Annotated in this window: 19 protein-coding genes; 18 read left to right on the top strand and 1 reads right to left on the bottom strand. The window is 62.1% G+C overall.

Going from position 1 to position 21545, the window contains the following annotated elements; translation table 11 throughout:
• Positions 1-39: 39 nt before the first annotated feature.
• The 16 genes from CCR96_RS07840 (at position 40) to glmS (ending at position 16609) form a co-directional block, all read left to right on the top strand.
• Positions 40-918 (top strand): Rpn family recombination-promoting nuclease/putative transposase, encoded by an 879-nt coding sequence (locus tag CCR96_RS07840; RefSeq protein WP_242518724.1) that lies wholly within the window; start codon positions 40-42, stop codon positions 916-918.
• A gap of 150 nt (positions 919-1068) precedes the next feature.
• The gene (mnmG, locus tag CCR96_RS07845; RefSeq protein ID WP_201219548.1) at positions 1069-3087 is read left to right on the top strand and encodes a tRNA uridine-5-carboxymethylaminomethyl(34) synthesis enzyme MnmG; all 2019 of its coding nucleotides are present in this window, start codon (positions 1069-1071) and stop codon (positions 3085-3087) included.
• A gap of 1 nt (position 3088) precedes the next feature.
• Entirely contained in the window at positions 3089-3820 is a 732-nt protein-coding gene (gene rsmG / locus CCR96_RS07850) for a 16S rRNA (guanine(527)-N(7))-methyltransferase RsmG (protein ID WP_201219549.1), read from the top strand.
• Complete coding sequence (locus CCR96_RS07855) at positions 3813-4607, top strand: ParA family protein (RefSeq protein ID WP_201219550.1); 795 nt, start codon at positions 3813-3815, stop codon at positions 4605-4607. Before rsmG ends, CCR96_RS07855 begins: the two co-directional genes overlap by 8 nt.
• Positions 4608-4736: 129 nt before the next feature.
• Positions 4737-5660 (top strand): ParB/RepB/Spo0J family partition protein, encoded by a 924-nt coding sequence (locus CCR96_RS07860; protein WP_201219552.1) that lies wholly within the window; start codon positions 4737-4739, stop codon positions 5658-5660.
• Positions 5661-5956: 296 nt separating this feature from the next.
• Positions 5957-6304: an ATP synthase subunit I gene (locus tag CCR96_RS07865; protein WP_274601087.1), complete on the top strand. Its 348-nt coding sequence runs from the start codon at positions 5957-5959 to the stop codon at positions 6302-6304.
• A 15-nt stretch (positions 6305-6319) separates the two neighbouring features.
• Positions 6320-7186 carry a F0F1 ATP synthase subunit A gene (atpB, locus tag CCR96_RS07870; RefSeq protein WP_201219556.1) on the top strand — a complete coding sequence of 289 codons (867 nt, stop codon included), beginning with the start codon at positions 6320-6322 and terminating at the stop codon, positions 7184-7186.
• 56 nt (positions 7187-7242) lie between these two features.
• Positions 7243-7476, top strand: a complete 234-nt coding sequence (atpE, locus tag CCR96_RS07875; protein ID WP_200246175.1) for a F0F1 ATP synthase subunit C — start codon at positions 7243-7245, stop codon at positions 7474-7476.
• 61 nt (positions 7477-7537) lie between these two features.
• Positions 7538-8008, top strand: coding sequence for a F0F1 ATP synthase subunit B (locus tag CCR96_RS07880; RefSeq protein WP_201219558.1), 471 nt, complete (start codon positions 7538-7540; stop codon positions 8006-8008).
• Positions 8009-8017: 9 nt separating this feature from the next.
• Positions 8018-8557 carry a F0F1 ATP synthase subunit delta gene (locus CCR96_RS07885; protein WP_201219560.1) on the top strand — a complete coding sequence of 180 codons (540 nt, stop codon included), beginning with the start codon at positions 8018-8020 and terminating at the stop codon, positions 8555-8557.
• Between the two features lie 13 nt (positions 8558-8570).
• Entirely contained in the window at positions 8571-10112 is a 1542-nt protein-coding gene (atpA, locus tag CCR96_RS07890; protein ID WP_201219562.1) for a F0F1 ATP synthase subunit alpha, read from the top strand.
• A 115-nt stretch (positions 10113-10227) separates the two neighbouring features.
• Positions 10228-11097, top strand: a complete 870-nt coding sequence (atpG, locus tag CCR96_RS07895) for a F0F1 ATP synthase subunit gamma (RefSeq protein ID WP_201219564.1) — start codon at positions 10228-10230, stop codon at positions 11095-11097.
• 114 nt (positions 11098-11211) lie between these two features.
• Positions 11212-12588, top strand: coding sequence for a F0F1 ATP synthase subunit beta (gene atpD / locus CCR96_RS07900; protein ID WP_201219566.1), 1377 nt, complete (start codon positions 11212-11214; stop codon positions 12586-12588).
• 29 nt (positions 12589-12617) lie between these two features.
• A complete protein-coding gene (locus CCR96_RS07905) occupies positions 12618-13040 on the top strand; it encodes a F0F1 ATP synthase subunit epsilon (RefSeq protein WP_201219568.1) in 423 nt (140 codons plus the stop codon).
• Positions 13041-13221: 181 nt separating this feature from the next.
• Positions 13222-14589, top strand: a complete 1368-nt coding sequence (gene glmU / locus CCR96_RS07910) for a bifunctional UDP-N-acetylglucosamine diphosphorylase/glucosamine-1-phosphate N-acetyltransferase GlmU (RefSeq protein ID WP_201219570.1) — start codon at positions 13222-13224, stop codon at positions 14587-14589.
• 130 nt (positions 14590-14719) lie between these two features.
• The gene (gene glmS / locus CCR96_RS07915) at positions 14720-16609 is read left to right on the top strand and encodes a glutamine--fructose-6-phosphate transaminase (isomerizing) (RefSeq protein WP_201219572.1); all 1890 of its coding nucleotides are present in this window, start codon (positions 14720-14722) and stop codon (positions 16607-16609) included.
• A gap of 178 nt (positions 16610-16787) precedes the next feature.
• On the opposite strand, the gene hemE is transcribed toward glmS, so the two are convergent.
• On the bottom strand, positions 16788-17852 hold the full coding sequence (hemE, locus tag CCR96_RS07920) for a uroporphyrinogen decarboxylase (RefSeq protein WP_201219574.1): 1065 nt from the start codon (positions 17850-17852) through the stop codon (positions 16788-16790).
• 175 nt (positions 17853-18027) lie between these two features.
• Between hemE and uvrD the strand changes: the two genes are divergently transcribed.
• Positions 18028-20256 carry a DNA helicase II gene (gene uvrD / locus CCR96_RS07925; RefSeq protein ID WP_201219576.1) on the top strand — a complete coding sequence of 743 codons (2229 nt, stop codon included), beginning with the start codon at positions 18028-18030 and terminating at the stop codon, positions 20254-20256.
• Positions 20257-20459: 203 nt separating this feature from the next.
• Positions 20460-21542 carry a TRAP transporter substrate-binding protein gene (locus CCR96_RS07930; protein ID WP_201219578.1) on the top strand — a complete coding sequence of 361 codons (1083 nt, stop codon included), beginning with the start codon at positions 20460-20462 and terminating at the stop codon, positions 21540-21542.
• The last annotated feature ends 3 nt before the right edge of the window (positions 21543-21545 follow it).

Consider the following 21545-nt stretch of genomic DNA (forward strand, 5'->3'; position numbering starts at 1 on the left):
ACCGAGACGATCATTACTCAACCTCGTGAGTCCATGCCCATGCCCCGCCGCCTGATCAGCTTCGACTGGGCCTTGAAGCGTCTGCTGCGCAGCAAGGCCCATTTCGGCATTCTCGAGGGCTTCCTCAGCGAGCTGCTGCAGGACGACATCCAGATCCTGGAGATCCTTGATAGCGAAAGCGGCCGCGATACCCCGCTCGAGAAGCTCAACCGGGTCGATCTGCGCGCACGCAACCAACGTGGCGAGATCATCCTGATCGAGGTCCAGTACGAACGCCAGTTCGATTATCTGCAGCGCATCCTCCATAGCAGCGCCCGCACGGTCGTCGACAACCTGCCCAAAGGCGCGCCTTACGAGGACATCGTCAAGGTCATCTCGGTCAGCATCCTCTATTTCGACTTCGGTCAAGGCGAGGACTACGTCTACCACGGCGCCACTCGGTTTATTGGTCTGCATCGGCACGACGAGCTGCAGCTCAGCGACAAACAACGTGAGCTGTACCAATGCGATCAAGCCCACCAGCTGTTCCCCGAGTACTATCTGATCAAGGTCAACCAGTTCGATGGCATCGCCCGCGACCCGCTCGACCAATGGATCTACTTTCTCAAGAACGAAGAGATCCAAAGCGACTTCACCGCCCGCGGGCTGCAGCAGGCCAAGGATGAGTTGGATGTGCTCAAGCTCCCCGAACCCGAGCGCCGCGCCTATGAGCGCTATCAGGACGACCTGCATCAGCAGGCGAGCATGGTGCAGTCGTCTTATGGTGTCGGGCGCATGCAGGGCCTTAAGGAGGGGCGTCGGATGGAGCGTGAGCGCATTGCCCAAAGCCTGCTCGATGTCATCGCCGATGACCTGATCCTGGCCGAGAAAACCGGCTTGAGCTTGGACGACATCCAGCGTCTTCGCGGTACTGGCTAGCGCATGGCGCTGCAGATCCTGTTGCCGAAGCAGCTCGCGGCTATCAACGCGCGATCTGCCTCCTGGGTCACGTCCAGCTCGCGAATCCCGCGTCTGATCGCGCATCGATTCGGATTATCATAAGCGCTCACTTGCGAAGAGAACTGGGGCATGTTGGCAGAACAGGCATATGACGTCATCGTCGTCGGCGGCGGTCACGCTGGTACCGAGGCGGCGCTTGCCGCGGCCCGCGTTGGCGCGCGCACGCTGCTGCTGACCCATAACATCGAGACCATCGGTCAAATGAGCTGTAACCCAGCCATTGGCGGCATCGGCAAGGGCCATCTGGTGCGTGAGATCGATGCGCTCGGCGGCTTGATGGCGCGCGCGACCGATCGCGCCGGCATCCAGTTTCGGGTGCTGAATCAGCGCAAGGGGCCAGCGGTGCGGGCGACCCGGGCGCAGGCCGATCGGATGCTGTATCGGGCGGCGGTGCGCGCGGCGGTCGAGACCGCGCCGAATCTGGATCTGTTTCAGCAGGCGGTCGATGATCTGCTGCTCGAGTCCGACGGCCAGGCGGAGCGCGTGGTCGGCGTGCGGACCCAGATGGGGCTGGAGTTTCGGGCGCGCGCGGTGGTGTTGACGGTCGGTACCTTCCTCGGCGGTAAGATCCATATCGGGCTCAGCAACTATCAGGGCGGGCGTGCCGGTGATCCACCATCCAATGCGCTCGCCGAGCGTTTGCGCGCCTTGCCATTCAGGGTTGAGCGGTTGAAGACCGGCACCCCGCCACGGATCGCCGCGCGCAGCATCGATTATACTCGTCTCGAGGCGCAGCCCGGCGATACCCCCGTGCCGGTGTTCTCCTATCTCGGCAGCGCCGCTGAGCATCCGCGCCAGGTCAGTTGCCATATCGCCCGTACCACCGAGCGCACCCATGAGATCATCCGTGGCGGCCTGTCGCGCTCGCCGATGTATTCGGGCGTGATTGAGAGCATTGGCCCGCGTTACTGTCCGTCGATCGAGGACAAGATCGTGCGCTTCGCCGACAAGACCTCGCATCAGATCTTCGTCGAGCCGGAGGGGCTGGAGAGCGGCGAGATCTATCCGAACGGTATCTCGACCAGCCTGCCGTTCGATGTGCAGCACGCGCTGGTGCGCTCGATCCCGGGCTTCGAGCAGGCGCATCTGACCCGACCCGGCTATGCGATCGAGTACGACTTCTTCGATCCGCGCGACCTTGCGCCGTCGCTCGAGACCCATTGCGTGCCAGGCCTGTTCTTTGCCGGCCAGATCAACGGCACCACTGGTTATGAGGAGGCCGCGGCGCAGGGGCTGCTGGCGGGCGTGAATGCCGCTCGGCAGGTGCAGGGGCTGGAGCCCTGGTCGCCGCGTCGCGATGAGGCCTATCTGGGCGTGCTGGTCGATGATTTGATCACGCGCGGCACCAACGAGCCCTATCGGATGTTCACTAGCCGCGCCGAGTATCGGCTGATGTTGCGCGAGGACAACGCGGATCTTCGCTTGACCGAGACTGGCCGACGGCTGGGGCTGGTGGATGACGCGCGCTGGCAGCGTTTCGAGGCCAAGCGCGAGGCGATTGAGCGGGAGCAGCAGCGGTTGCGTGCCTGCTGGGTGCGGCCGGGGACGGCGTTGGCGGCAGAGGTCGAGCAACGTACCGGCGAGTCGATCAAGCGAGAGGTTCGCGCGCTGGAGTTGCTGGCCCGGCCAGCGGTCGGTTATCGCGATCTGGTGGTCTGCGAGGGTATCGGTGATCCGCTCGGTGTGTCTGCTCGCGCATCGTCATCGCTGCCTGACCATGTTCAGGCTGACGCAAAGATGAACAAGCAGGATGCTGGTCGGGATGGCGCTGCGTTCAGGATTGATGATGGCGCCGGTGAAACCGATAGCGAGGATGCAGCAGCGATTGCCGAGCAGGTCGAGATCCAAGCGGCCTACGGCGGCTATCTTGCGCGACAGCTGGATGAGGTGGAGCGCCAGCGTGGTCAGGAAGCGCGTACACTACCGGGCGATTTCGACTATGAGAAGGTGCGCGGCTTGTCGTCTGAGGTGTCGGAGAAACTGCGGCGGGTGCGGCCGACAACGCTGGGCCAGGCGGCGCGGATTCCGGGGGTGACTCCGGCGGCGGTGTCGCTCTTGCTGATCCATTTGAAGCGACTGAGCGCCTAAGGTGTCGCCGCGATCAGGTCTTGATGCGGTTGATCCGACTGAGCTTCGAGCGCGGTTGGATGCGGGGCTAGCGCAGATGTCGCCGGAGATCGCTGAGCGGCTCGACGAGGCTGCGCGTGATCTGCTGATCCGCTATCTGCGCCTTCTGGCGCGCTGGAACCAGGCCTACAACCTGACTGCGATTCGTGATCCGCGCGAGCAGGTGGCGCGGCATCTGCTGGATAGTCTGGCGGTGCTGCCTTGGGTGACACGCGGGCCGGTGCTGGACTTGGGGACTGGCGCCGGGCTTCCCGGTATTCCCCTGGCCATTGCGCGCCCGGAGCTGACCTTCATCCTGCTGGATAGTAATGGCAAAAAGACACGCTTCGTGCGTCAGGCGGTGTTAGCTCTCGGCCTAGAGCATGTCGATGTGATCCAGATTCGACTCGAGGCGTACCGGCCGGAGCGCAAATTCGCTACTATTGTCGCCCGCGCTTTAGCGTCGCTGCCGAGCCTCTGCGCGAGCGCCCAGCGTTTATCGGCTGCTGACGGGTGCCTACTGGCGTTAAAAGGCCGTTTGGCTGAGGACGAGTTGGCGTCGCTGATCGCAAGCCGCAGCAGCGCCGAGTCTGACGCATCGTTAGCGGCTGAGACGCGGCGCGGCGGGCCCCGTCTCCACCCTCTCGTTGTTCCTGGTGTCGACGGCGAGCGTTTCCTGATTGAAGTTCCCCTCGACGGCAGTATCCATGGCTAGTATCCGAACCATCGCCATCGCCAATCAAAAAGGCGGTGTTGGCAAGACAACGACGGCGGTCAATCTCGCGGCCTCGCTGGCCGCGATGGGTCGACGCGTGCTGTTGGTCGACCTCGATCCCCAGGGCAATGCGACCATGGGTGTCGGCGTCGACAAGAACGGGCTCGAACGCACCGGCTGTGATCTCCTGATGGGCGAGGCCGGCTTCGCTGATTGTGTGGTGCGGATCGAGGCCCCAGCGCCAGGTTTCGATCTGTTGCCCTCGAACGGCGATATGACCGCCGCTGAGGTTGGGCTGATGCAGTCTGATCAGCGAGAGCGGGCCTTGGCGGAGGCGCTGGCCAGTGTCGCCGATGCCTATGAGGTCGTGCTGGTTGATTGTCCGCCCTCGTTGAACATGCTGACGGTGAATGCGTTGGTCGCCGCTGATGGGGTTCTGATCCCAATTCAGTGTGAGTACTATGCGCTGGAGGGTTTGTCAGCGCTGCTCGATACGGTCGAGCAGATCCGCGGCAGCCGCAACGCCGGGCTGCGTATCGAGGGCATCCTCCGGACCATGCATGATCCGCGTAACAATCTGGCCAATCAGGTCTCGACCCAGCTCGTGACGCATTTCACTGCTGAGGTTTATCGCACCATCATCCCGCGTAATGTACGGTTGGCCGAGGCGCCTAGCCATGGACTGCCAGCACTGCTCTATGATCAGAGTTCGCGCGGCGCTGTTGCCTATCAAGCCTTGGCGAGCGAGGTGTTGCGGCGGCGCGAGCGCACGCCGAGTGCGGCCTAGCGGCTTGCCGTGCCATCGTCTTGCTCATCGTCTCGCTCATCGTCTCGCTCATCGTCTCGCTCATCGTCTCGCTCATCGTCTCGCTCATCGTCTCGCTCATCGTCTCGCTATCTCGGAGCCCCAGTGCCGATGACAGTTGCTAAGAAGAAAGGATTGGGCCGCGGGCTCGATGCATTGCTCGGCGGTGCGCGCGAGGCCGCCTTGCCGGAATCCGGCGCGGAGCTAACGCCGGTCAGGGCTGAGGCGCTCATCGCCCCGACCGTCGGCGAGGCGGTCCGCGAGCTGCCGCTGGACCAGATCCAGCGTGGGCGCTATCAGCCGCGCCGCGATTTTGATGAGGAGCGTTTGCGCGAGCTCGCCGACTCAATCGCGGCCCAGGGTGTGATTCAGCCAATCCTGGTGCGACCAGTCGAGCCCGGGCGCTACGAGATCGTTGCTGGCGAACGCCGTTGGCGTGCGAGCCAGCAAGCGGGGCTCGAGCGTATCCCGGTGGTGGTGCGTGATGTCACCGAACAGGCCGCGCTGGCCATCGCGCTGATCGAGAACATTCAGCGCGATGATCTGCATCCGCTCGAGGAGGCCGGTGCGCTCCGGCGTCTACTGGACGAGTTCGGCCTCAGCCATCTGCAGGTGGCTGAGGCAGTCGGCAAGTCTCGCAGTACGGTGACGAATCTGCTGCGACTGCTTGAGCTCGAGGACGAGGTCAAGACGCTCTTGGACGACAAGCGCCTCGAGATGGGGCATGCGCGAGCGCTGCTTGGCTTACACGGAGAGCAGCAAATTAAGGCTGCGCGCCTGGTGGTCATGCAGGGTCTCTCGGTGCGCGACACCGAGCGCTTGATTCGCCGCCAACAAACCGATGCCGATGATCCGCCCACGGAGGCGCATGCCAAGTCGGCGCCCGACCCCAACATTCGCCAACTGCAAGACGATCTTGCCGAACGGCTTGGCGCCCGAGTGGCGATCAAGCACGGCAGCAAGGGCACGGGTCGACTGGTGATCAACTACAACAGCCTCGACGAGCTTGACGGCATCCTGGCACATATCCGCTAGCCCAAGAGCCATAAGCAATCTCGATGGACCCTATCAATATAAAACAGTTTATGGCTGTGTTCGAGTGCACTCTGATTCTTCGTTGATTATTGTTTTTAAAGTAATTTTATTATTTCTGCGTGGCTGTCTCGCACCTGTGGGCGGTGCTGTTTTGGCCTCATGAGGGCCTCTCAGTGGCCTATAGGCGTTGACCCGAATATTCAGCAGAACTTATACTTCTCGGGCTTTAGGAGGGCGGCCACATTTCAACCCACGCCGACAGTCTGAGTACTCCAGACCGCGTACAGCTCAAGCGGCTGCTCGTTTGGCAGGGTCTTGTGGCAGTGATGGTCGTATCAGCCGCCTTCCCGTTCGGTCTGGATGCAGTGCGCTCAGCAGCCGTTGGCGCTGGTGCCTGTCTCCTCGCGAATTGGTACTTCGCATACCGCGTCTTTCAGCGCTATCAAGCGCAAGAGCCGGGACGTCTGCTCGCTCGCATCTATGGCGCCGAGTTCGCGAAGATTGCAATTGCCCTAGCCGTTTTCGGCCTGGCGTTCGCGCTGCTGGACGACCTAAGACCGCTGGCGCTGTTTGGCGCTTACTTGTCGGTTCAAATGGTGCCAGCGGTGCTCGCGCAGCGCCCGGATGCACGCTCGAATAGCTAAGAAGAGACCTCATCGATGGCCACCGCAGAGCTTACCGCTAGCGACTACATCCAGCATCACCTGACCAACCTCACGCTGGGTTGGCTGCCGGATCAAGGTCTTGTCTTCGCGCACAATGCCGAAGAAGCAGCCGCCATGGGCTTTTGGGCATTGCATATCGACAGCTTGCTCTGGTCAATCGGCCTTGGTTATCTGTTCCTCATCGGCTTTCGCAAGGTCGCCGACAACGTGACTGCCGGCGTTCCAGGCAGGGCGCAGAATTTCGTTGAATGGATCATCGATTTCGTCAACGAGAACGTGCGCGGCTCCTTCAGCGCAAAGAATGATATGGTCGCCCCTCTGGCGCTGACCATCTTCGCCTGGGTATTCTTAATGAATCTCATGGACTTGGTTCCGGTGGATCTGATTCCCTGGGCCTTCGGTCAGTTCATGTCCCTCTTCGGCGCTGATCCACATCATGTCTTCATGCGTGTGGTTCCAACCACCGACCCGAACGTGACCTTCGGTATGGCCCTCGCTGTCTTCTTCTTGGTGTTGTACTACAGCATCAAGATCAAAGGCGTCGGCGGCTTTGTTGGCGAGCTGACCCTGCACCCATTCGGTAAGTTCGGCATCCCAGCCAACCTGGTTCTCGAGGGCATCAGCCTGCTGTCGAAGCCGCTCTCGCTCTCGCTGCGACTGTTCGGGAACATGTATGCTGGCGAGATGATCTTCATTCTCGTGGCGCTGATGTACGGCCATAATATGGTGCTGAGCCTAAGTGGTGGTGCATTGCAGCTGGCTTGGGCGATCTTCCATATCCTGATCATCACCCTACAGGCCTTCATCTTCATGGTGCTGACCATCGTCTATCTCGACATGGCCCATCAGACCGATCACTGATCTTTCCTTTCACTGATCCTTCCGATCACTCAACGCTCTCCCAAGGGGGAATTCAAATGGAAATCGCAGAAGCTCTTATCATCGTCGCGGCCGGTCTGATGCTGGGTCTTGGTGCTATCGGTGCCGGTGTGGGTATCGGTGTCCTTGGTGGACGTTTTTTGGAAGGCGCTGCTCGTCAGCCTGAGCTGATCCCGATGCTGCGCACCCAGTTCTTCATCGTCATGGGTCTGACCGACGCGCTGCCAGTCATCGCCATCGCGATGGGTCTGTACGCGATGTTCGCACTCTGATCTCGTCTCGTCCCGGACGGACAGCAACGCTCACCGCGCGTCCCCCAACGAGGCAATTAGGATGAACATCAATCTGACCCTCATCAGCCAGATGATCGCATTTGCGATTTTCGTGGCGTTTTGTATGAAATACGTCTGGCCGCCGATCATGAAGGCGCTGGACGAGCGGGCGACCAAGATCGCCGAAGGCTTAGCGGCCGCCGAGCGTGGCCAGCAAGAGCAAGAGATCGGCCGGCAGAAGGCGCTGGAAGAGATGAAGGCGGCGAAAGCCAAGGCGGCCGATATCGTTGCTCAGGCCCAGAAGCGTTACAACGAGGTCATGGATGAGGCCAAGCGTGATGCACAGGGTGAGGCCGACCGCATCAAGACGGCGGCCCATGCCGAGATCGAGCAGGAAACCAATCGGGCGCGCGAGGAATTGCGCGAACGCATGGCCGCGCTGGCCGTGGCCGCTGCCGAGAAGGTCTTGGAAAAAGAGATCGATGCCAATGCGCACAAGGCATTGATCAACTCCTTCGCAAAACAGCTTTAGGACACGCCGATGGCCGGAGACAGCACAACCATCGCGCGACCCTACGCCGAGGCCGCCTTCGAGGTGGCCCGCGCCAGCAAGCAACTCGATGCTTGGTCCGTCGCCCTGGCCAAGCTTGCCGAGATTGTTGCTGATCCGCAGGTCGCCTCGCAGATCGGGAATCCGAATCTCAGTGATCGCGACCTAGTGGATCTGATCTTTGCGGTCGCCGGTGAGGGGTTGCGTGTCGAGGTCCAGAATCTGGTCCGTCTGCTCGCCGAGAATGAGCGTCTGACGGTCTTGCCCGATCTCGCTCGCCTCTTCGAGGCCCGCAAAACCGCGATCCAGGGTGTTCGACACATCCAGATCCGCAGCGCTTATGCACTGTCGGCTGCAGAGCAGAAGACCCTTCAGTCGTCGCTGAAGAGCCACTTCGGCGCCGAGGTCGAGCTGACGGTCGAGGAAGACTCGAGCCTCATCGGCGGTCTCGAAGTCCGCGCTGACGACGTCGTCATCGACGGCTCGGTGCGCGGCAGGCTGCAGCAGCTGGCTAACGAATTGCAATTCTGAACGGGACACCGCCATGCAACTCAATCCCTCCGAGATCAGTGATCTCATCAAACAGAAGATCGAGCAGTTCGACATCAAGACCGAGGCGCGAGCCGAGGGCACGATCGTCAGCTTGACCGATGGTATCGTCCGCATCTACGGGCTCTCTGACGCTCAGTACTACGAGATGCTGGAGTTCCCGAACAACACCTTCGGGCTCGCGCTGAACTTGGAGCGGGACTCGGTGGGCGCCGTTATCCTCGGCGACTACACGCATCTCTCCGAAGGTGACTGGGCGCGCTGCACCGGCCGCGTGCTTGAGGTGCCGGTGGGTGAAGGCCTGCTCGGTCGCGTGGTTGATCCGCTTGGTACGCCACTCGATGGCAAAGGGCCGGTCAAGGCTGAGTCGCAGTCGTCGATCGAAAAGATTGCGCCTGGTGTTATCGCACGTCAATCAGTCGATCAGCCGATGCAGACCGGCCTCAAGGCCATCGACGCCATGGTCCCGGTCGGCCGCGGCCAGCGTGAGCTGATCATCGGTGACCGCCAGACTGGTAAGACCGCTGTCGCCCTGGATGCGATCATCAATCAGAAGGGGACCGGCGTTAAGTGTATCTACGTCGCTGTCGGTCAGAAGAACTCGTCGGTCGCCGCGGTGCAGCGCAAGCTCGAAGAGTTTGGCGCCATGGAGCACACCATCATCGTCCACGCCGGTGCGTCGGATTCGGCGGCACTGCAGTTCATCGCGCCCTACTCGGGTTGCGCGATGGGCGAGTACTTCCGCGATAAGGGCGAAGACGCGCTGATCGTCTATGACGATCTGACCAAGCAGGCTTGGGCCTATCGTCAGGTCTCCCTGCTGCTGCGTCGTCCGCCGGGTCGTGAGGCCTATCCGGGTGATGTGTTCTATCTGCATTCGCGTCTGCTCGAGCGTGCCGCGCGCGTCAACGCCGACTACGTCGAAAAGGCTACGGGCGGTAAGGTCAAGGGCAAGACTGGCTCGCTGACCGCTTTACCGATCATCGAGACCCAGGCCGGCGACGTCTCGGCCTTCGTCCCGACCAACGTCATCTCGATCACCGACGGCCAGATCTTCCTTGAGAGTGATCTGTTCAACGCCGGCATTCGGCCTGCGATCAACGCTGGTCTCTCGGTATCGCGTGTTGGTGGTGCGGCCCAGACCAAGATCATCAAGAAGCTTGGCGGCGGTATTCGTCTAGCACTAGCCCAGTTCCGTGAGTTGGCCGCCTTCTCGCAGTTCGCATCCGACCTGGACGAGGCGACACGTAAGCAGCTCGAGCGCGGCGAGCGCGTGACCGAGTTGATGAAGCAGCTGCAGTATCATCCGCTGAATGTGGGTGAGATGGCCGTCTCCTTGTTCGCGGCAAACGAGGGCTATCTCGATGACATCGAGGTCAAGAAGATCGTCGACTTCGAGCGCGCCCTGCAGAGCTATATGTCTAGCAGTCACAAGGCGCTGCTCGACGACATCAACGCCTCGGGCAAATACGACGACGAGGTTCAGAACGCGCTGCATAGCGCGCTGAAGGACTTCAAGGCCAACAATACCTGGTGATGTGCCGGCCCGGGCAGCTGTCCGGGCAGCGCGACAGATCAGTTGGCTCAACCGAGATAGAGGTCTGGCGTGAGCGCGTCCATCCGGGCGCGCCCGCTCACACACGGAGCACGCAATGGCAGGCGCCAAAGAGATCCGCACCAAGATTTCGAGCATCAAGAGTACCCAGAAGATCACGGGTGCGATGGAGATGGTCGCGACCTCAAAGATGCGTAAGGCGCAAGAGCGTATGCATGCTTCGCGTCCCTATGCAGAGAAGATGCTACAGGTGATTCGCCATCTGGCGAAGGCATCACCAGAGTATCGACACAGCTTCATGGCCGAGCAGCGCGAGATCAAGCGCGTCGGCTACATCGTCGTCTCCTCGGATCGGGGCCTCTGCGGCGGCTTGAACAGCAACCTGTTCCGGCGCCTGGTGGCCAACATCAAAGAGCAGAAGACGCAAGGCATCGAGCCGGTGTTTTGCACCATCGGCGGTAAGGCCCTGGGCTTCTTCCGCCGCTTTGGTGGCAAGGTCGAGGCGCAGGTCACACAGCTCGGCGACAAGCCGCACATCGAAGACCTGATCGGCACCGTCAAGGTCATGCTGAATGCCTTCGAGAACGGCGAGGTCGATGCGGTTTACGTCGTCTACAACGAATTCGTCAATACCATGACCCAGCAGCCGACGATTCGGCAGTTGGTGCCCTTGCAGGCTGGCGATGAAGAGCGCCCGTCGGGGCCGATCTGGGACTATATCTACGAGCCAGACGCGAAGCTGGTTCTCGACAATCTGCTGACCCGCTATATCGAGTCCCTGGTCTATCAGGCCGTGGTCGAAAACGGTGCCTGCGAGCAGGCCGCGCGTCGTGTAGCGATGAAGGCGGCCTCCGATAATGCTGGCGATCTGATTGACGAGCTCCAGCTGGTCTATAACAAAGCGCGCCAAGCGGCGATCACGCAAGAGCTGTCAGAGATCGTCAGCGGCGCGGCCGCCGTTGGCTAACGACTGATCTTGCTCGCGAGTTGTCAGGGCAAGCGCTTCTGATCGCGACGGCAACCGACTTCAAGCTAAACACGCCCTTGCGAACAGCCGCAAGGCAGAACAGAGGAATCCGCTATGAGTTCCGGTAAGGTGGTGGAAATCATCGGCGCCGTCGTCGACGTCCAGTTCCCGCGCGACGCGATGCCTAAGGTCTACGATGCGCTGCAGGTCGACTCGACCGGGCTGACCCTTGAGGTCCAGGCCCAGCTTGGCGACGGAATCGTGCGCACGATCGCGATGGGCTCGACCGACGGCCTCAAGCGCGGCATCGATGCGAGCAACACCGGTGCGCCGATCTCGGTGCCGGTTGGCCCGAAGACGCTTGGTCGCATCATGGACGTGCTCGGTCAACCGATCGACGAAAAGGGTGACATCGGCGCCGAGGAGTCTTGGCCGATCCATCGCGATTCGCCTTCATTCGAAGAGCAGGCCGGTGCCACCGAAATCCTTGAGACCGGTATCAAGGTCATCGACCTGATCATGCCGATCGCCAAGGGCGGTAAGGTTGGTCTGTTCGGTGGCGCCGGTGTTGGCAAGACCGTCACCCTGATGGAGCTGATCCGCAACATCGGTGCCGAGCACTCCGGCTTCTCCGTCTTCGCTGGTGTCGGCGAGCGGACCCGTGAGGGTAACGACTTCTACCATGAGATGACCGAGTCCAACGTCTTGGACAAGGTTGCCCTGGTCTACGGTCAGATGAACGAGCCTCCGGGCAACCGTCTGCGTGTGGCGCTGACCGGCCTCACCATGGCCGAGTACTTCCGTGAGGAAGGCCGTGACGTGCTGATGTTCATCGATAACATCTACCGTTACACCCTGGCCGGCACCGAGGTCTCTGCATTGCTGGGCCGCATGCCGTCGGCCGTGGGCTACCAGCCGACCCTGGCCTCTGAGATGGGCGCCCTGCAAGAGCGCATCACCTCGACGCATACCGGCTCGATCACCTCGTTCCAGGCCGTTTACGTGCCCGCGGACGACCTCACCGACCCCTCGCCAGCCACCACCTTCGCGCATTTGGACGCGACCCTGGTGCTCTCGCGTCAGATCGCTGAGCTGGGCATCTACCCGGCCGTCGATCCGCTGGACTCGACCAGTCGTATCCTCGATCCGAACGTCGTCGGCCAGGAGCACTATGACACCGCACGGGCGGTGCAGGGCACGCTGCAGCGCTACAAGGAGCTCAAGGACATCATTGCAATTCTGGGCATGGACGAGCTGTCTGAGGACGACAAACTGATCGTCTCCCGCGCGCGGAAGATCCAACGCTTCCTGTCGCAGCCGTTCTTCGTCGCTGAGGTCTTTACCGGCTCGCCCGGCAAGTACGTCAGCCTCAAGGACACCATTGCTGGCTTCCAGGCCATCGTCGCCGGTGAGCACGACAGCCTGCCCGAGCAAGCGTTCTACATGGTTGGCTCGATCGACGAGGCCGTCGCCAAAGCGGAGAAGATGTGATCGCGCAGCGATCGCGGAGGGCCTGAATCATGGCAATGACTGTACATGTCGATATCGTCAGCGCGGAGGGCGCGATCCACTCCGGCCTCGCGGCGATGCTCTACGCACCGGGTGAGATGGGCGAGCTGGGTATCGCGGCGCGTCATGCGCCGCTGATCACTCGGCTCAAGCCCGGTGATGTGCGGGTCGAGGACGAGCACGGCAAGCAAGAGCACTTTTACGTCTCCGGCGGCATGCTCGAGGTCCAGCCCGACATCATCACCGTGCTCGCGGACACCGCGATCCGTGCCGAGAATATCGATGAGGCCAAGGCCCTCGAGGCCAAGCGCCGCGCCGAGGATGCCCTGGCCGGCCAGACCGCGGAGTTTGAATACGCGAAGGCACAGGCTGAGCTCGCCGAGGCCATCGCTCAGCTGCGCGCGATCGAGAAGCTGCGCAAGATGAGAGGCTGATCGCAACGGCGATCACGCCGAGTTTGATCTGCGATCAACACCCCCGCCTCTAAAGCGGGGGTGTTTTGCTTTATGGGGCTCGAGGCGGTGAGCGCGTGGTGCGATGCAGTTGGGTTATCATCAGTGCTCGCGCCGCGCGCTATCACTGTTAGGCCGCAGACTGTTTGAAGGGGAAGCGTCGATGAAGCTCGGTGTTGTCATTCTTGCCGCCGGTAAGGGGACGCGGATGCGATCCACCCTGCCGAAGGTCCTCCATCCACTCGCCGGGCGCCCGTTATTGGGTCATGTGCTCGATGCGGCGGTGGCCTTGGGTGCGGCGCAGGTCTGTGTCGTTTATGGCCACGGCGGCGCGCAAGTGCCGGCCGCGTTCCCGCAGTCGCAGGCGGTTTGGGTTGAACAAGCCGAACGCTTGGGCACCGGTCATGCGGTCCTCCAGGCGATGCCGGCGATGGCGGCGATGGATCGGGTGTTGGTGCTCTATGGCGATGTGCCGCTGATCGAGCCCGAGACCCTGAATCGGCTCGTCGATGACACGGCTGAAACCCGCCTTGGCTTGCTGACCATGGAGCTGACTGATCCGACCGGCTATGGCCGGATCGTGCGTGATAAGAGCAATCGCGTGTTGCGGATCGTCGAGCAGAAGGATGCCAGCACCGCTGAGCGCGCCATCACCGAGGTGAACACTGGCATCATCGTCGCTGAGCGTGCCAGCCTGGCTGATTGGCTCGGCCGGGTCGGTAACGATAACGTGCAGCGCGAATACTACCTCACCGACGTCATCGGTCTGGCGGTTGGCGATGGCGTCGCTGTTGCGACCTGTGCGCCGGAGAGTCCGGAGGAGGTCGCTGGTGTCAACGACCGTGCTCAGCTTGCGTTGCTCGAGCGCCACTACCAACGCCGATTCGCCGAAAAGCTGATGCTTGACGGTGCCTCTTTGGCAGATCCAGCACGCATTGACGTGCGCGGCTCGCTGATTTGCGACCAAGATGTCTTTCTCGACGTCAATCTCGTTTGCGAAGGGCGGGTCCGCATTGGCGCACACTGCCGCATCGGGCCGAACTGCTTGTTGCGGGACTGTACCCTCGGTTCCGGCGTTGAGGTCTTTGCCAATTCGGTGATTGACGGTGCCACAGTGGCTGCTGGCGCCCGCATTGGTCCCTATACCCGCTTGCGGCCGGAGGCTGAGATTGGCGAAGATTGCCATATCGGTAACTTCGTCGAGGTCAAAAAGTCTCATATTGCCGCCGGAAGCAAGGTCAATCACCTGAGCTACATTGGTGATGCTGAGATTGGCGCAGGGGTCAACGTCGGCGCCGGCACCATCACCTGCAATTATGATGGCGCCAACAAGCATCTCACTCAGATTGGTGATGGCGCCTTCATTGGCTCGAACACGGCACTGGTGGCCCCAGTGACGGTTGGCACGGGCGCAACCATTGGCGCTGGCTCGGTGATCAGCCGCGACGCCCCGGCGGAAACGCTGACCCTCACCCGCGCTCGACAGGTGACGATAGAGGGATGGCAGCGTCCGCTGAAGTCGTCGAGTTAGGTGCGAACCCTTTTCATCCAGTCTCACAGCCGCTTTCCTCGGTCATAGCGAGCAGCATCGGCTGAACAGATCCGCGGCCTGGAGCGCTTCGGGGCCGGCGGTCAAGGTGAACGGCTAGAGGAGCTTCTCTATGTGTGGCATCGTTGGCGCCATTGCGCATCGCCCGGTCTCGCCGATCCTACTCGAAGGTCTGCGGCGCCTCGAGTATCGGGGCTATGACTCGGCAGGGCTTGCCGTTATCCAACCGGATGGACCGATTGGTCGCCTGCGCACCCTAGGTAAGGTCTCGACGCTCAGTGCCGCGCTAGAGGAGCAGCCACTTGCCGGAACCCTCGGCATCGCCCACACGCGCTGGGCGACGCACGGCGAGCCCTCGACGCAGAATGCACATCCGCACATGGCGCGTGAGCGCTGCGCCCTGGTGCACAACGGCATCATCGAGAACCATGAGGTATTGCGCCGCGAACAAACCGCGGCCGGACATCGTTTTACCTCGCAGACCGACACCGAAGTGGTGGTTCATGCGATCTACGACCAGCTCGAGGCCGGCCAGGATCTGACCGAGGCAGTCCGAGAGACCATCGCGCGTCTAGATGGGGCCTACGCCCTCGGGGTCATCGATACCCACTACCCCGATCGGCTCGTGGCCGCCCGCCAAGGCAGTCCGCTCGTGATCGGCGTCGGCTTCCAAGAATACTTCATCGCCTCCGATGTTTTTGCGCTGCTCCCGGTCACCAACCGCTTCATCTTTCTCGAAGAAGGCGATATTGCTGAGCTGCGCCGCGACCGCCTCAGTATCTGGAACGCCCAGGGCGAGCAGGTCGAGCGGCCGCTGCGTGAGTCGTCGGTGGCGGCGGACTCGGCCGAGCGCGGTCAGTATCGGCATTTCATGCAGAAGGAGATCTTCGAACAGCCGCGGGCCATTGCCGACACCCTTGAGGGCCGACTCAGTAGTGAAGGCGTACTGCCGGAAGCCTTCGGGGTCGACGCCGAACAGATCTTTACTGAGGCTCGGGCAGTCACCATCGTTGCCTGCGGAACCAGCTACCACGCCGGACTGGTGGCGCGCTACTGGATCGAATCGCTCGTCGGTCTGCCCTGCAATGTCGAGGTTGCCAGCGAGTACCGGTATCGCAAACACGTGGTGCCGCCGGGCTCGCTGTTCGTGACGATCTCACAATCGGGAGAGACCGCCGATACCCTGGCCGCGCTGCGCATCGCCAAGCAGAGTGGTTACGCGACCACGCTGGCGATTTGCAACGTGCCGGAAAGCAGCCTGGTACGCGAGTCTGATCTGGTGCTGTTGACCCGCGCTGGACCCGAGATCGGCGTCGCCTCAACCAAGGCGTTCAGCACCCAGCTGGTGGCACTGCTGCTGTTGACCCTGACACTGGCGCGTCTGCATCCGGCTGCACAAGATGATCAGGCCGATCAGCCCTCACCAGGGGATGACGCCATGCGGCCTGATGAACAGGCGCGTACTGCCCAACAGACCGAGCTGTTACGCTCGCTACCCGCGCAGTTGGAACGCGTGCTCGCGCTGGATGACCAGGTGGCTGCCCTCGCTGAACAATTCGTCGAGAAGCACCATTGCTTGTTTCTTGGTCGCGGCGAAGCCTATCCCATCGCCATGGAAGGGGCGCTCAAGCTCAAGGAGATCTCCTACATCCATGCCGAGGCCTATCCGGCCGGTGAGCTCAAGCATGGCCCACTGGCGCTGATCGACGAGGACATGCCTGTCGTCGTGGTTGCGCCGAACAACGCCCTGCTCGAGAAGCTGAAATCCAACCTCGAAGAGGTCCGCGCCCGTGGCGGCCAGCTCTTTGTCTTTGCCGATGACCAGGTCGCGTTCGAGCAAGGCCCCGGTGTCACCATTATCCGGGTGCCCGAGACCGACGACCTGATTGATCCGCTGATCTTCACCATCCCGCTGCAGCTACTGGCCTACCATGTCGCCGTGCTCAAGGGCACCGACGTCGATCAGCCGCGGAATCTGGCGAAATCGGTGACGGTGGAGTAACGGGCTTTCCGCGCTGGTCAACGCCTTAGGTTGCGTGTTCGCCAACGCGGTGTCGCCGGGCGCGAGTCCGTGGAACTGCGAGGGCGTTAGCAGCGGCGGCTCGGTGGCCGAAGCCGCTCGTTGAAGCGGCTTCACGGCAGCCGCTGTCAGCGGGCGGGCACGACGCGTCTCAGAGGATCTAAGCGTGATACGGCCGGCTCTGCTCGTGCACCGCCTTGACCATCGCCGCCGCATGCTCAGGATTGATGTCCGGATGGATGCCGTGACCGAGGTTGAAGACATGCCCGGTGCCGCGCCCGTAGCTGGCGAGCACGCGACCGACCTCGCGCTCGATGCGCTCCGGTGAGGCGTAGAGGGTGCAGGGATCGAGGTTGCCCTGCAGGGCGACCTTGTCGCGCACCAACTTGCGCGCATCGGCCAGATCCATGGTCCAGTCGACGCCGAGCGCATCGCAGCCGGTCTCGGCCATGCGGTCGAGCCATTGGCCGGCACCCTTGGCGAACAGCACCACCGGCACGCGGCGGCCATCGGCCTCGCGGGTCAGCCCTTCGACGATGCGCTCCATGTAGCGCAGTGAGAATTCGCGGAAGTCTGATGGCGTGAGTACGCCGCCCCAGGTGTCGAAGACCATCACCGCTTGAGCACCACGGGCGATCTGGGCGTTCAGATAGCTGGTGACCGATTCGGCGACCTTGCCGAGCAGCTTGTGCATCAGGTTGGGTTGATCGAACATCAGCGCCTTGCTGTGGGCGAAGTTCTTCGCGCTGGCGCCTTCGATCATGTAGGTGGCCAGGGTCCAGGGTGCGCCGGAGAAGCCGATCAGCGGCACCCGGCCGTCGAGTTCCTTGCGGATCAGCGCCACCGCGTCCATCACGTAGCGTAGCTCGTCTTCAGGGTCGGGGACGGCGATGGCCTCGATGTCGGCAGCGGTGCGAACCGGGCGGGCGAACTGTGGGCCTTCTCCCTCGGCGAACGAGAGGCCTAAGCCCATGGCGTCTGGGATCGTGAGAATGTCCGAGAAGAGGATCGCGGCATCGAGGGGGAAACGCTCGAGTGGCTGGATGGTGACCTCGCAGGCCAGCTCTGGTGCTCGGCACAGATCCATGAAGCTGCCGGCCTTGGCGCGTGTCTCGCGGTATTCGGGCAGATAGCGGCCGGCCTGGCGCATCATCCAAACGGGGGTGTAGTCGACGGGCTCGCGCATCAGCGCGCGCAGGAAGGTATCGTTCTTGAGCTCGGTCACAGGCAGGTTCCGGCAGCGGTGGTGAGTGGGTGTTGTTGTGCCGGCAGGATACTACGCTGGTTCGGATGCTGTCAGGGGTGGATGTGGCCGCTGAGCCAAGCGGCTCGCTCACGGATTGAGTAGCGGAACGGCGATTGGCTGCGAAAACCATGGGGGCTGCGGTTACAATCGTGCGATGGAAGACATCTCGCATATTCTCGATCCCCTGAACCCGGCCCAACGTGAGGCTGTGACTGCTGAGACCGGCAATCGCCTGGTGCTGGCCGGTGCTGGCTCGGGTAAGACCCGGGTGCTGGTGCATCGCATTGCTTGGCTGCTGCAGGTTCAAGACGTGCGGCCCTGGCGCATCCTGGCCGTCACCTTCACTAATAAGGCCGCGCGCGAGATGAAGGGCCGCATTGAGGAGATGCTCGGTGAGCCGATCGGCGGCATGTGGGTCGGTACCTTCCACGGGTTGGCGCACCGGTTTCTGCGCGCGCATTGGCAGGATGCCGGGCTGCCGCAGCAGTTCCAGATCCTGGATTCCGACGACCAGTTCCGGCTGATCAAGCGTATCTTGAAAGCGCTGGAGCTGGATGAGTCGCGTTGGCCGCCGCGTCAGGCGCAGGGTTTCATCAATAGCCAGAAGGATGAGGGCCGGCGACCGCAGCATATCGATGCGGTCGGTGATTTCTTCCTCGAGCAGCAGCTGCGGATCTATCGGGCCTACCAGGAGGCCTGCGAGAAGGCCGGCAGCCTAGACTTTGCCGAGCTGCTGCTGCGTGCGCATGAGCTGCTGCGCGACCGACCCGACATCCTGCATCATTATCGTGAGCGCTTCGCGCACATCCTGGTCGATGAGTTTCAAGACACCAATGCCATCCAGTATGCCTGGCTGCGGTTGCTCGCCGGCGATCGGGACAATCTGTTCCTGGTCGGCGATGATGATCAGTCGATCTACGGCTGGCGCGGGGCGCGGGTCGAGAATATCCAGAGCTTCCAGCGCGACTATCCGAACACCGAGATCGTCCGCCTGGAGCAGAACTACCGCTCCACCAGCACTATCCTCGGCGCCGCCAATGCGCTGATCGCGAACAACCCGAGCCGACTGGGTAAGAACCTCTGGACCGAGGACAGCGCCGGTGAGCCGATCCGCCGCTATGCCGCCTTCAATGAGATCGATGAGGCGCGGTTCGTGGTCGAGCGCATCCGCCGTGCGAGTCAAGATGAAGGGATGACGCGCAGCGACTGCGCCATCCTCTATCGCACCACGGCACAGTCGCGGCTGTTCGAAGAGGCGCTGATCCAAGCCGGGCTTCCGTATCGCGTCTATGGCGGTCAGCGCTTCTTCGAGCGCGCCGAGATCAAGGACGCCTTGGCCTATCTGCGCCTGGTTGCGAACTCGAGCGATGAGACGGCGTTTGAGCGCATCGTCAACCTACCGCCACGCGCGATCGGCCCGCGCACCCTGGATCTGCTGCGCACCCAGGCACGGGCCGATGGCAGCACGCTCTGGGAGGCTGCACGGGTTGCGGTGAGCCAGCCGCTGCTGCCCGCGCGAGCGACCGGCGCGCTACGCGGCTTTCTCGAGCTGATCGAAGGGCTTGCGGCGCGCGCTGAGGCCGATCAAGAGTTGCCGGACCTGGTGGCCGAGGTGTTGGAGGCCAGTGGGTTGCCGGCGCATTTCGAGAAGAACAAAGACGGTCGCGGGATCGAGCGGTTGGAGAACCTGGAGCAGTTGGTCGAGGCAACGCGGCGTTTTGCTGCCGAAGTCCCGAACGACGAGGGCGATATCCTTGGCAGCTTCCTCGCCCATGCGGCGCTCGAGGCCGGCGATGCCCAGGCCGATGGCTTCGAAGATAGCGTACAGCTGATGACGTTGCACAGTGCCAAGGGACTGGAGTTTCCATTGGTGTTTATCACCGGAGTCGAGGAGGGGCTGTTCCCCCACAGCATGTCGGCGACTGATCCGGATCGACTCGAGGAAGAGCGCCGGCTCTGCTATGTCGGTATGACGCGCGCCAAGCGGCTGCTCTATCTGACCCATGCTGAGAGTCGCCGCTTGCATGGGCGCGAGGATTACGCGGCGCCGTCGCGCTTTCTGCGCGAGGTGCCGGCGGAGCTGATCGAGGAGGTGCGCGGCGGTGGCGTCTCGCGATCGCAGGGGGGGCGAGCTGCATCGGGCTTTGGCGCGATGGGCTTCAGGGCTGCGCGTGCTGGGGCCGGGTCTAAAGTTGGTGCTGCCGCTGCCGATGCCAGTGGCGGATTTCAGCTCGGACAGCGCGTGCGGCATCCGAAGTTTGGCCCTGGCGTGGTCTTGAACGCCGAAGGTCACGGCAGCGGCGCCCGTATCCAGGTCAATTTCGAGTCGGCGGGTGCAAAGTGGCTGGTGCTTGAGTACGCACGGCTTGAGTCGGCAGACTGATTTTGCAGGGGGCTGTGTATGCGCTCTATTAAACGTATTATTGATCGAATCTGCTCGGTGCTATCGCCTGCTACAGAGCGGAGCGGCTCGTGTTGGATAGGCGATTGGCTGCCGCGAGACTCGGCGATGATGAATGAGGCTTACTCAGATCATGGTGAGTGAACAGCGGACTCACGAAATGGCCGCTTATTGAGGAGTTCAGAATGCAACGCAGAACCTTCCTGACGAGTGCGGGTGCCGCCACGGTCGCCTTGGGCGCTGGCGTGAGACCTGCCACGGCCAAGGCCGAGCACAGATGGAAGATGGTCACTACCTGGCCGAAGAATTTCCCCGGCATGGGCACCGGCGCCAACAAGCTCGCGGAGCTGATTGGTCAGATGAGCGGTGGCCGCATCGAGGTCAAGGTCTATGGTGCCGGCGAGCTGGTGCCGGCGTTTGAGATCTTCGATGCGGTCTCGCGTGGTACCGCTGAGATGGGGCATGGCGCGGCCTACTATTGGAAGGGCAAGAGCGAGGCGGCACAGTTCTTTGCCAGCGTACCCTTCGGGCTGACGGCACAGGAGATGAACGGTTGGCTCTACTACGGCGGTGGTATGGAGCTGTGGCAAGAGCTCTATGCCGGCTTTAACCTGGTGCCAGCCGCGGCGGCCAACACGGGCGTGCAGATGGGCGGTTGGTTCAATAAGGAGATCAACTCGGTGGATGATCTCAAAGGCCTGAAGATGCGCATCCCTGGGCTGGGCGGCGAGGTACTGAGGCGCGCTGGCGGCACGCCGGTCAGTCTACCTGGCGGCGAGATCTTCACCTCGCTACAGTCCGGTAACATCGACGCGACCGAATGGGTTGGCCCCTATAACGACCTGGCCTTCGGCCTCCATAAGGCGGCCAAGTATTATTACTACCCAGGTTGGCAGGAGCCGGGCACGACACTGGAGGCGTTTATCAACAAGGAGGTCTTCGATGATTTGCCGGATGATCTGCAGGCCATCGTGCTGAATGCCTGTAAGGTTGCCAATCAGGATGTGCTAGCTGAATACACGGCACGCAATCCAACGGCGCTGCAGACGCTGCTGAGCGAGCACGGTGTCGAGCTGCGCAAGCTCCCGGACGATGTGCTATTGGAGCTGCGCAAACTCTCGAATGAGGTGGTCGCCGAGATTGCCGAGAAGGATGCGTTCTCGCGTAAGACCTATGCGTCTTATCAGAAATTTCTCAGCAGTGCGAAAGAGTGGAGCGCGGTTTCGGAGCTGGCCTACCTAGAGGCGCGCGATCAGCTGACAGGGTAACGC

This window comes from Halochromatium roseum (genome assembly GCF_016653315.1).
GTDB lineage: Bacteria > Pseudomonadota > Gammaproteobacteria > Chromatiales > Chromatiaceae > Lamprobacter > Lamprobacter roseus.

Coding starts and splice junctions, on each gene's coding strand:
- mnmG (WP_201219548.1), top strand. CDS start 1,069: ATGTTGGCAGAACAGGCATATGACGTCATCGTCGTCGGCGGCGGTCAC.
- CCR96_RS07905 (WP_201219568.1), top strand. CDS start 12,618: ATGGCAATGACTGTACATGTCGATATCGTCAGCGCGGAGGGCGCGATC.
- CCR96_RS07840 (WP_242518724.1), top strand. CDS start 40: ATGCCCCGCCGCCTGATCAGCTTCGACTGGGCCTTGAAGCGTCTGCTG.
- CCR96_RS07930 (WP_201219578.1), top strand. CDS start 20,460: ATGCAACGCAGAACCTTCCTGACGAGTGCGGGTGCCGCCACGGTCGCC.
- glmS (WP_201219572.1), top strand. CDS start 14,720: ATGTGTGGCATCGTTGGCGCCATTGCGCATCGCCCGGTCTCGCCGATC.
- uvrD (WP_201219576.1), top strand. CDS start 18,028: ATGGAAGACATCTCGCATATTCTCGATCCCCTGAACCCGGCCCAACGT.
- CCR96_RS07880 (WP_201219558.1), top strand. CDS start 7,538: ATGAACATCAATCTGACCCTCATCAGCCAGATGATCGCATTTGCGATT.
- CCR96_RS07885 (WP_201219560.1), top strand. CDS start 8,018: ATGGCCGGAGACAGCACAACCATCGCGCGACCCTACGCCGAGGCCGCC.
- CCR96_RS07855 (WP_201219550.1), top strand. CDS start 3,813: ATGGCTAGTATCCGAACCATCGCCATCGCCAATCAAAAAGGCGGTGTT.
- atpE (WP_200246175.1), top strand. CDS start 7,243: ATGGAAATCGCAGAAGCTCTTATCATCGTCGCGGCCGGTCTGATGCTG.
- atpD (WP_201219566.1), top strand. CDS start 11,212: ATGAGTTCCGGTAAGGTGGTGGAAATCATCGGCGCCGTCGTCGACGTC.
- CCR96_RS07860 (WP_201219552.1), top strand. CDS start 4,737: ATGACAGTTGCTAAGAAGAAAGGATTGGGCCGCGGGCTCGATGCATTG.
- atpB (WP_201219556.1), top strand. CDS start 6,320: ATGGCCACCGCAGAGCTTACCGCTAGCGACTACATCCAGCATCACCTG.
- atpA (WP_201219562.1), top strand. CDS start 8,571: ATGCAACTCAATCCCTCCGAGATCAGTGATCTCATCAAACAGAAGATC.
- atpG (WP_201219564.1), top strand. CDS start 10,228: ATGGCAGGCGCCAAAGAGATCCGCACCAAGATTTCGAGCATCAAGAGT.
- glmU (WP_201219570.1), top strand. CDS start 13,222: ATGAAGCTCGGTGTTGTCATTCTTGCCGCCGGTAAGGGGACGCGGATG.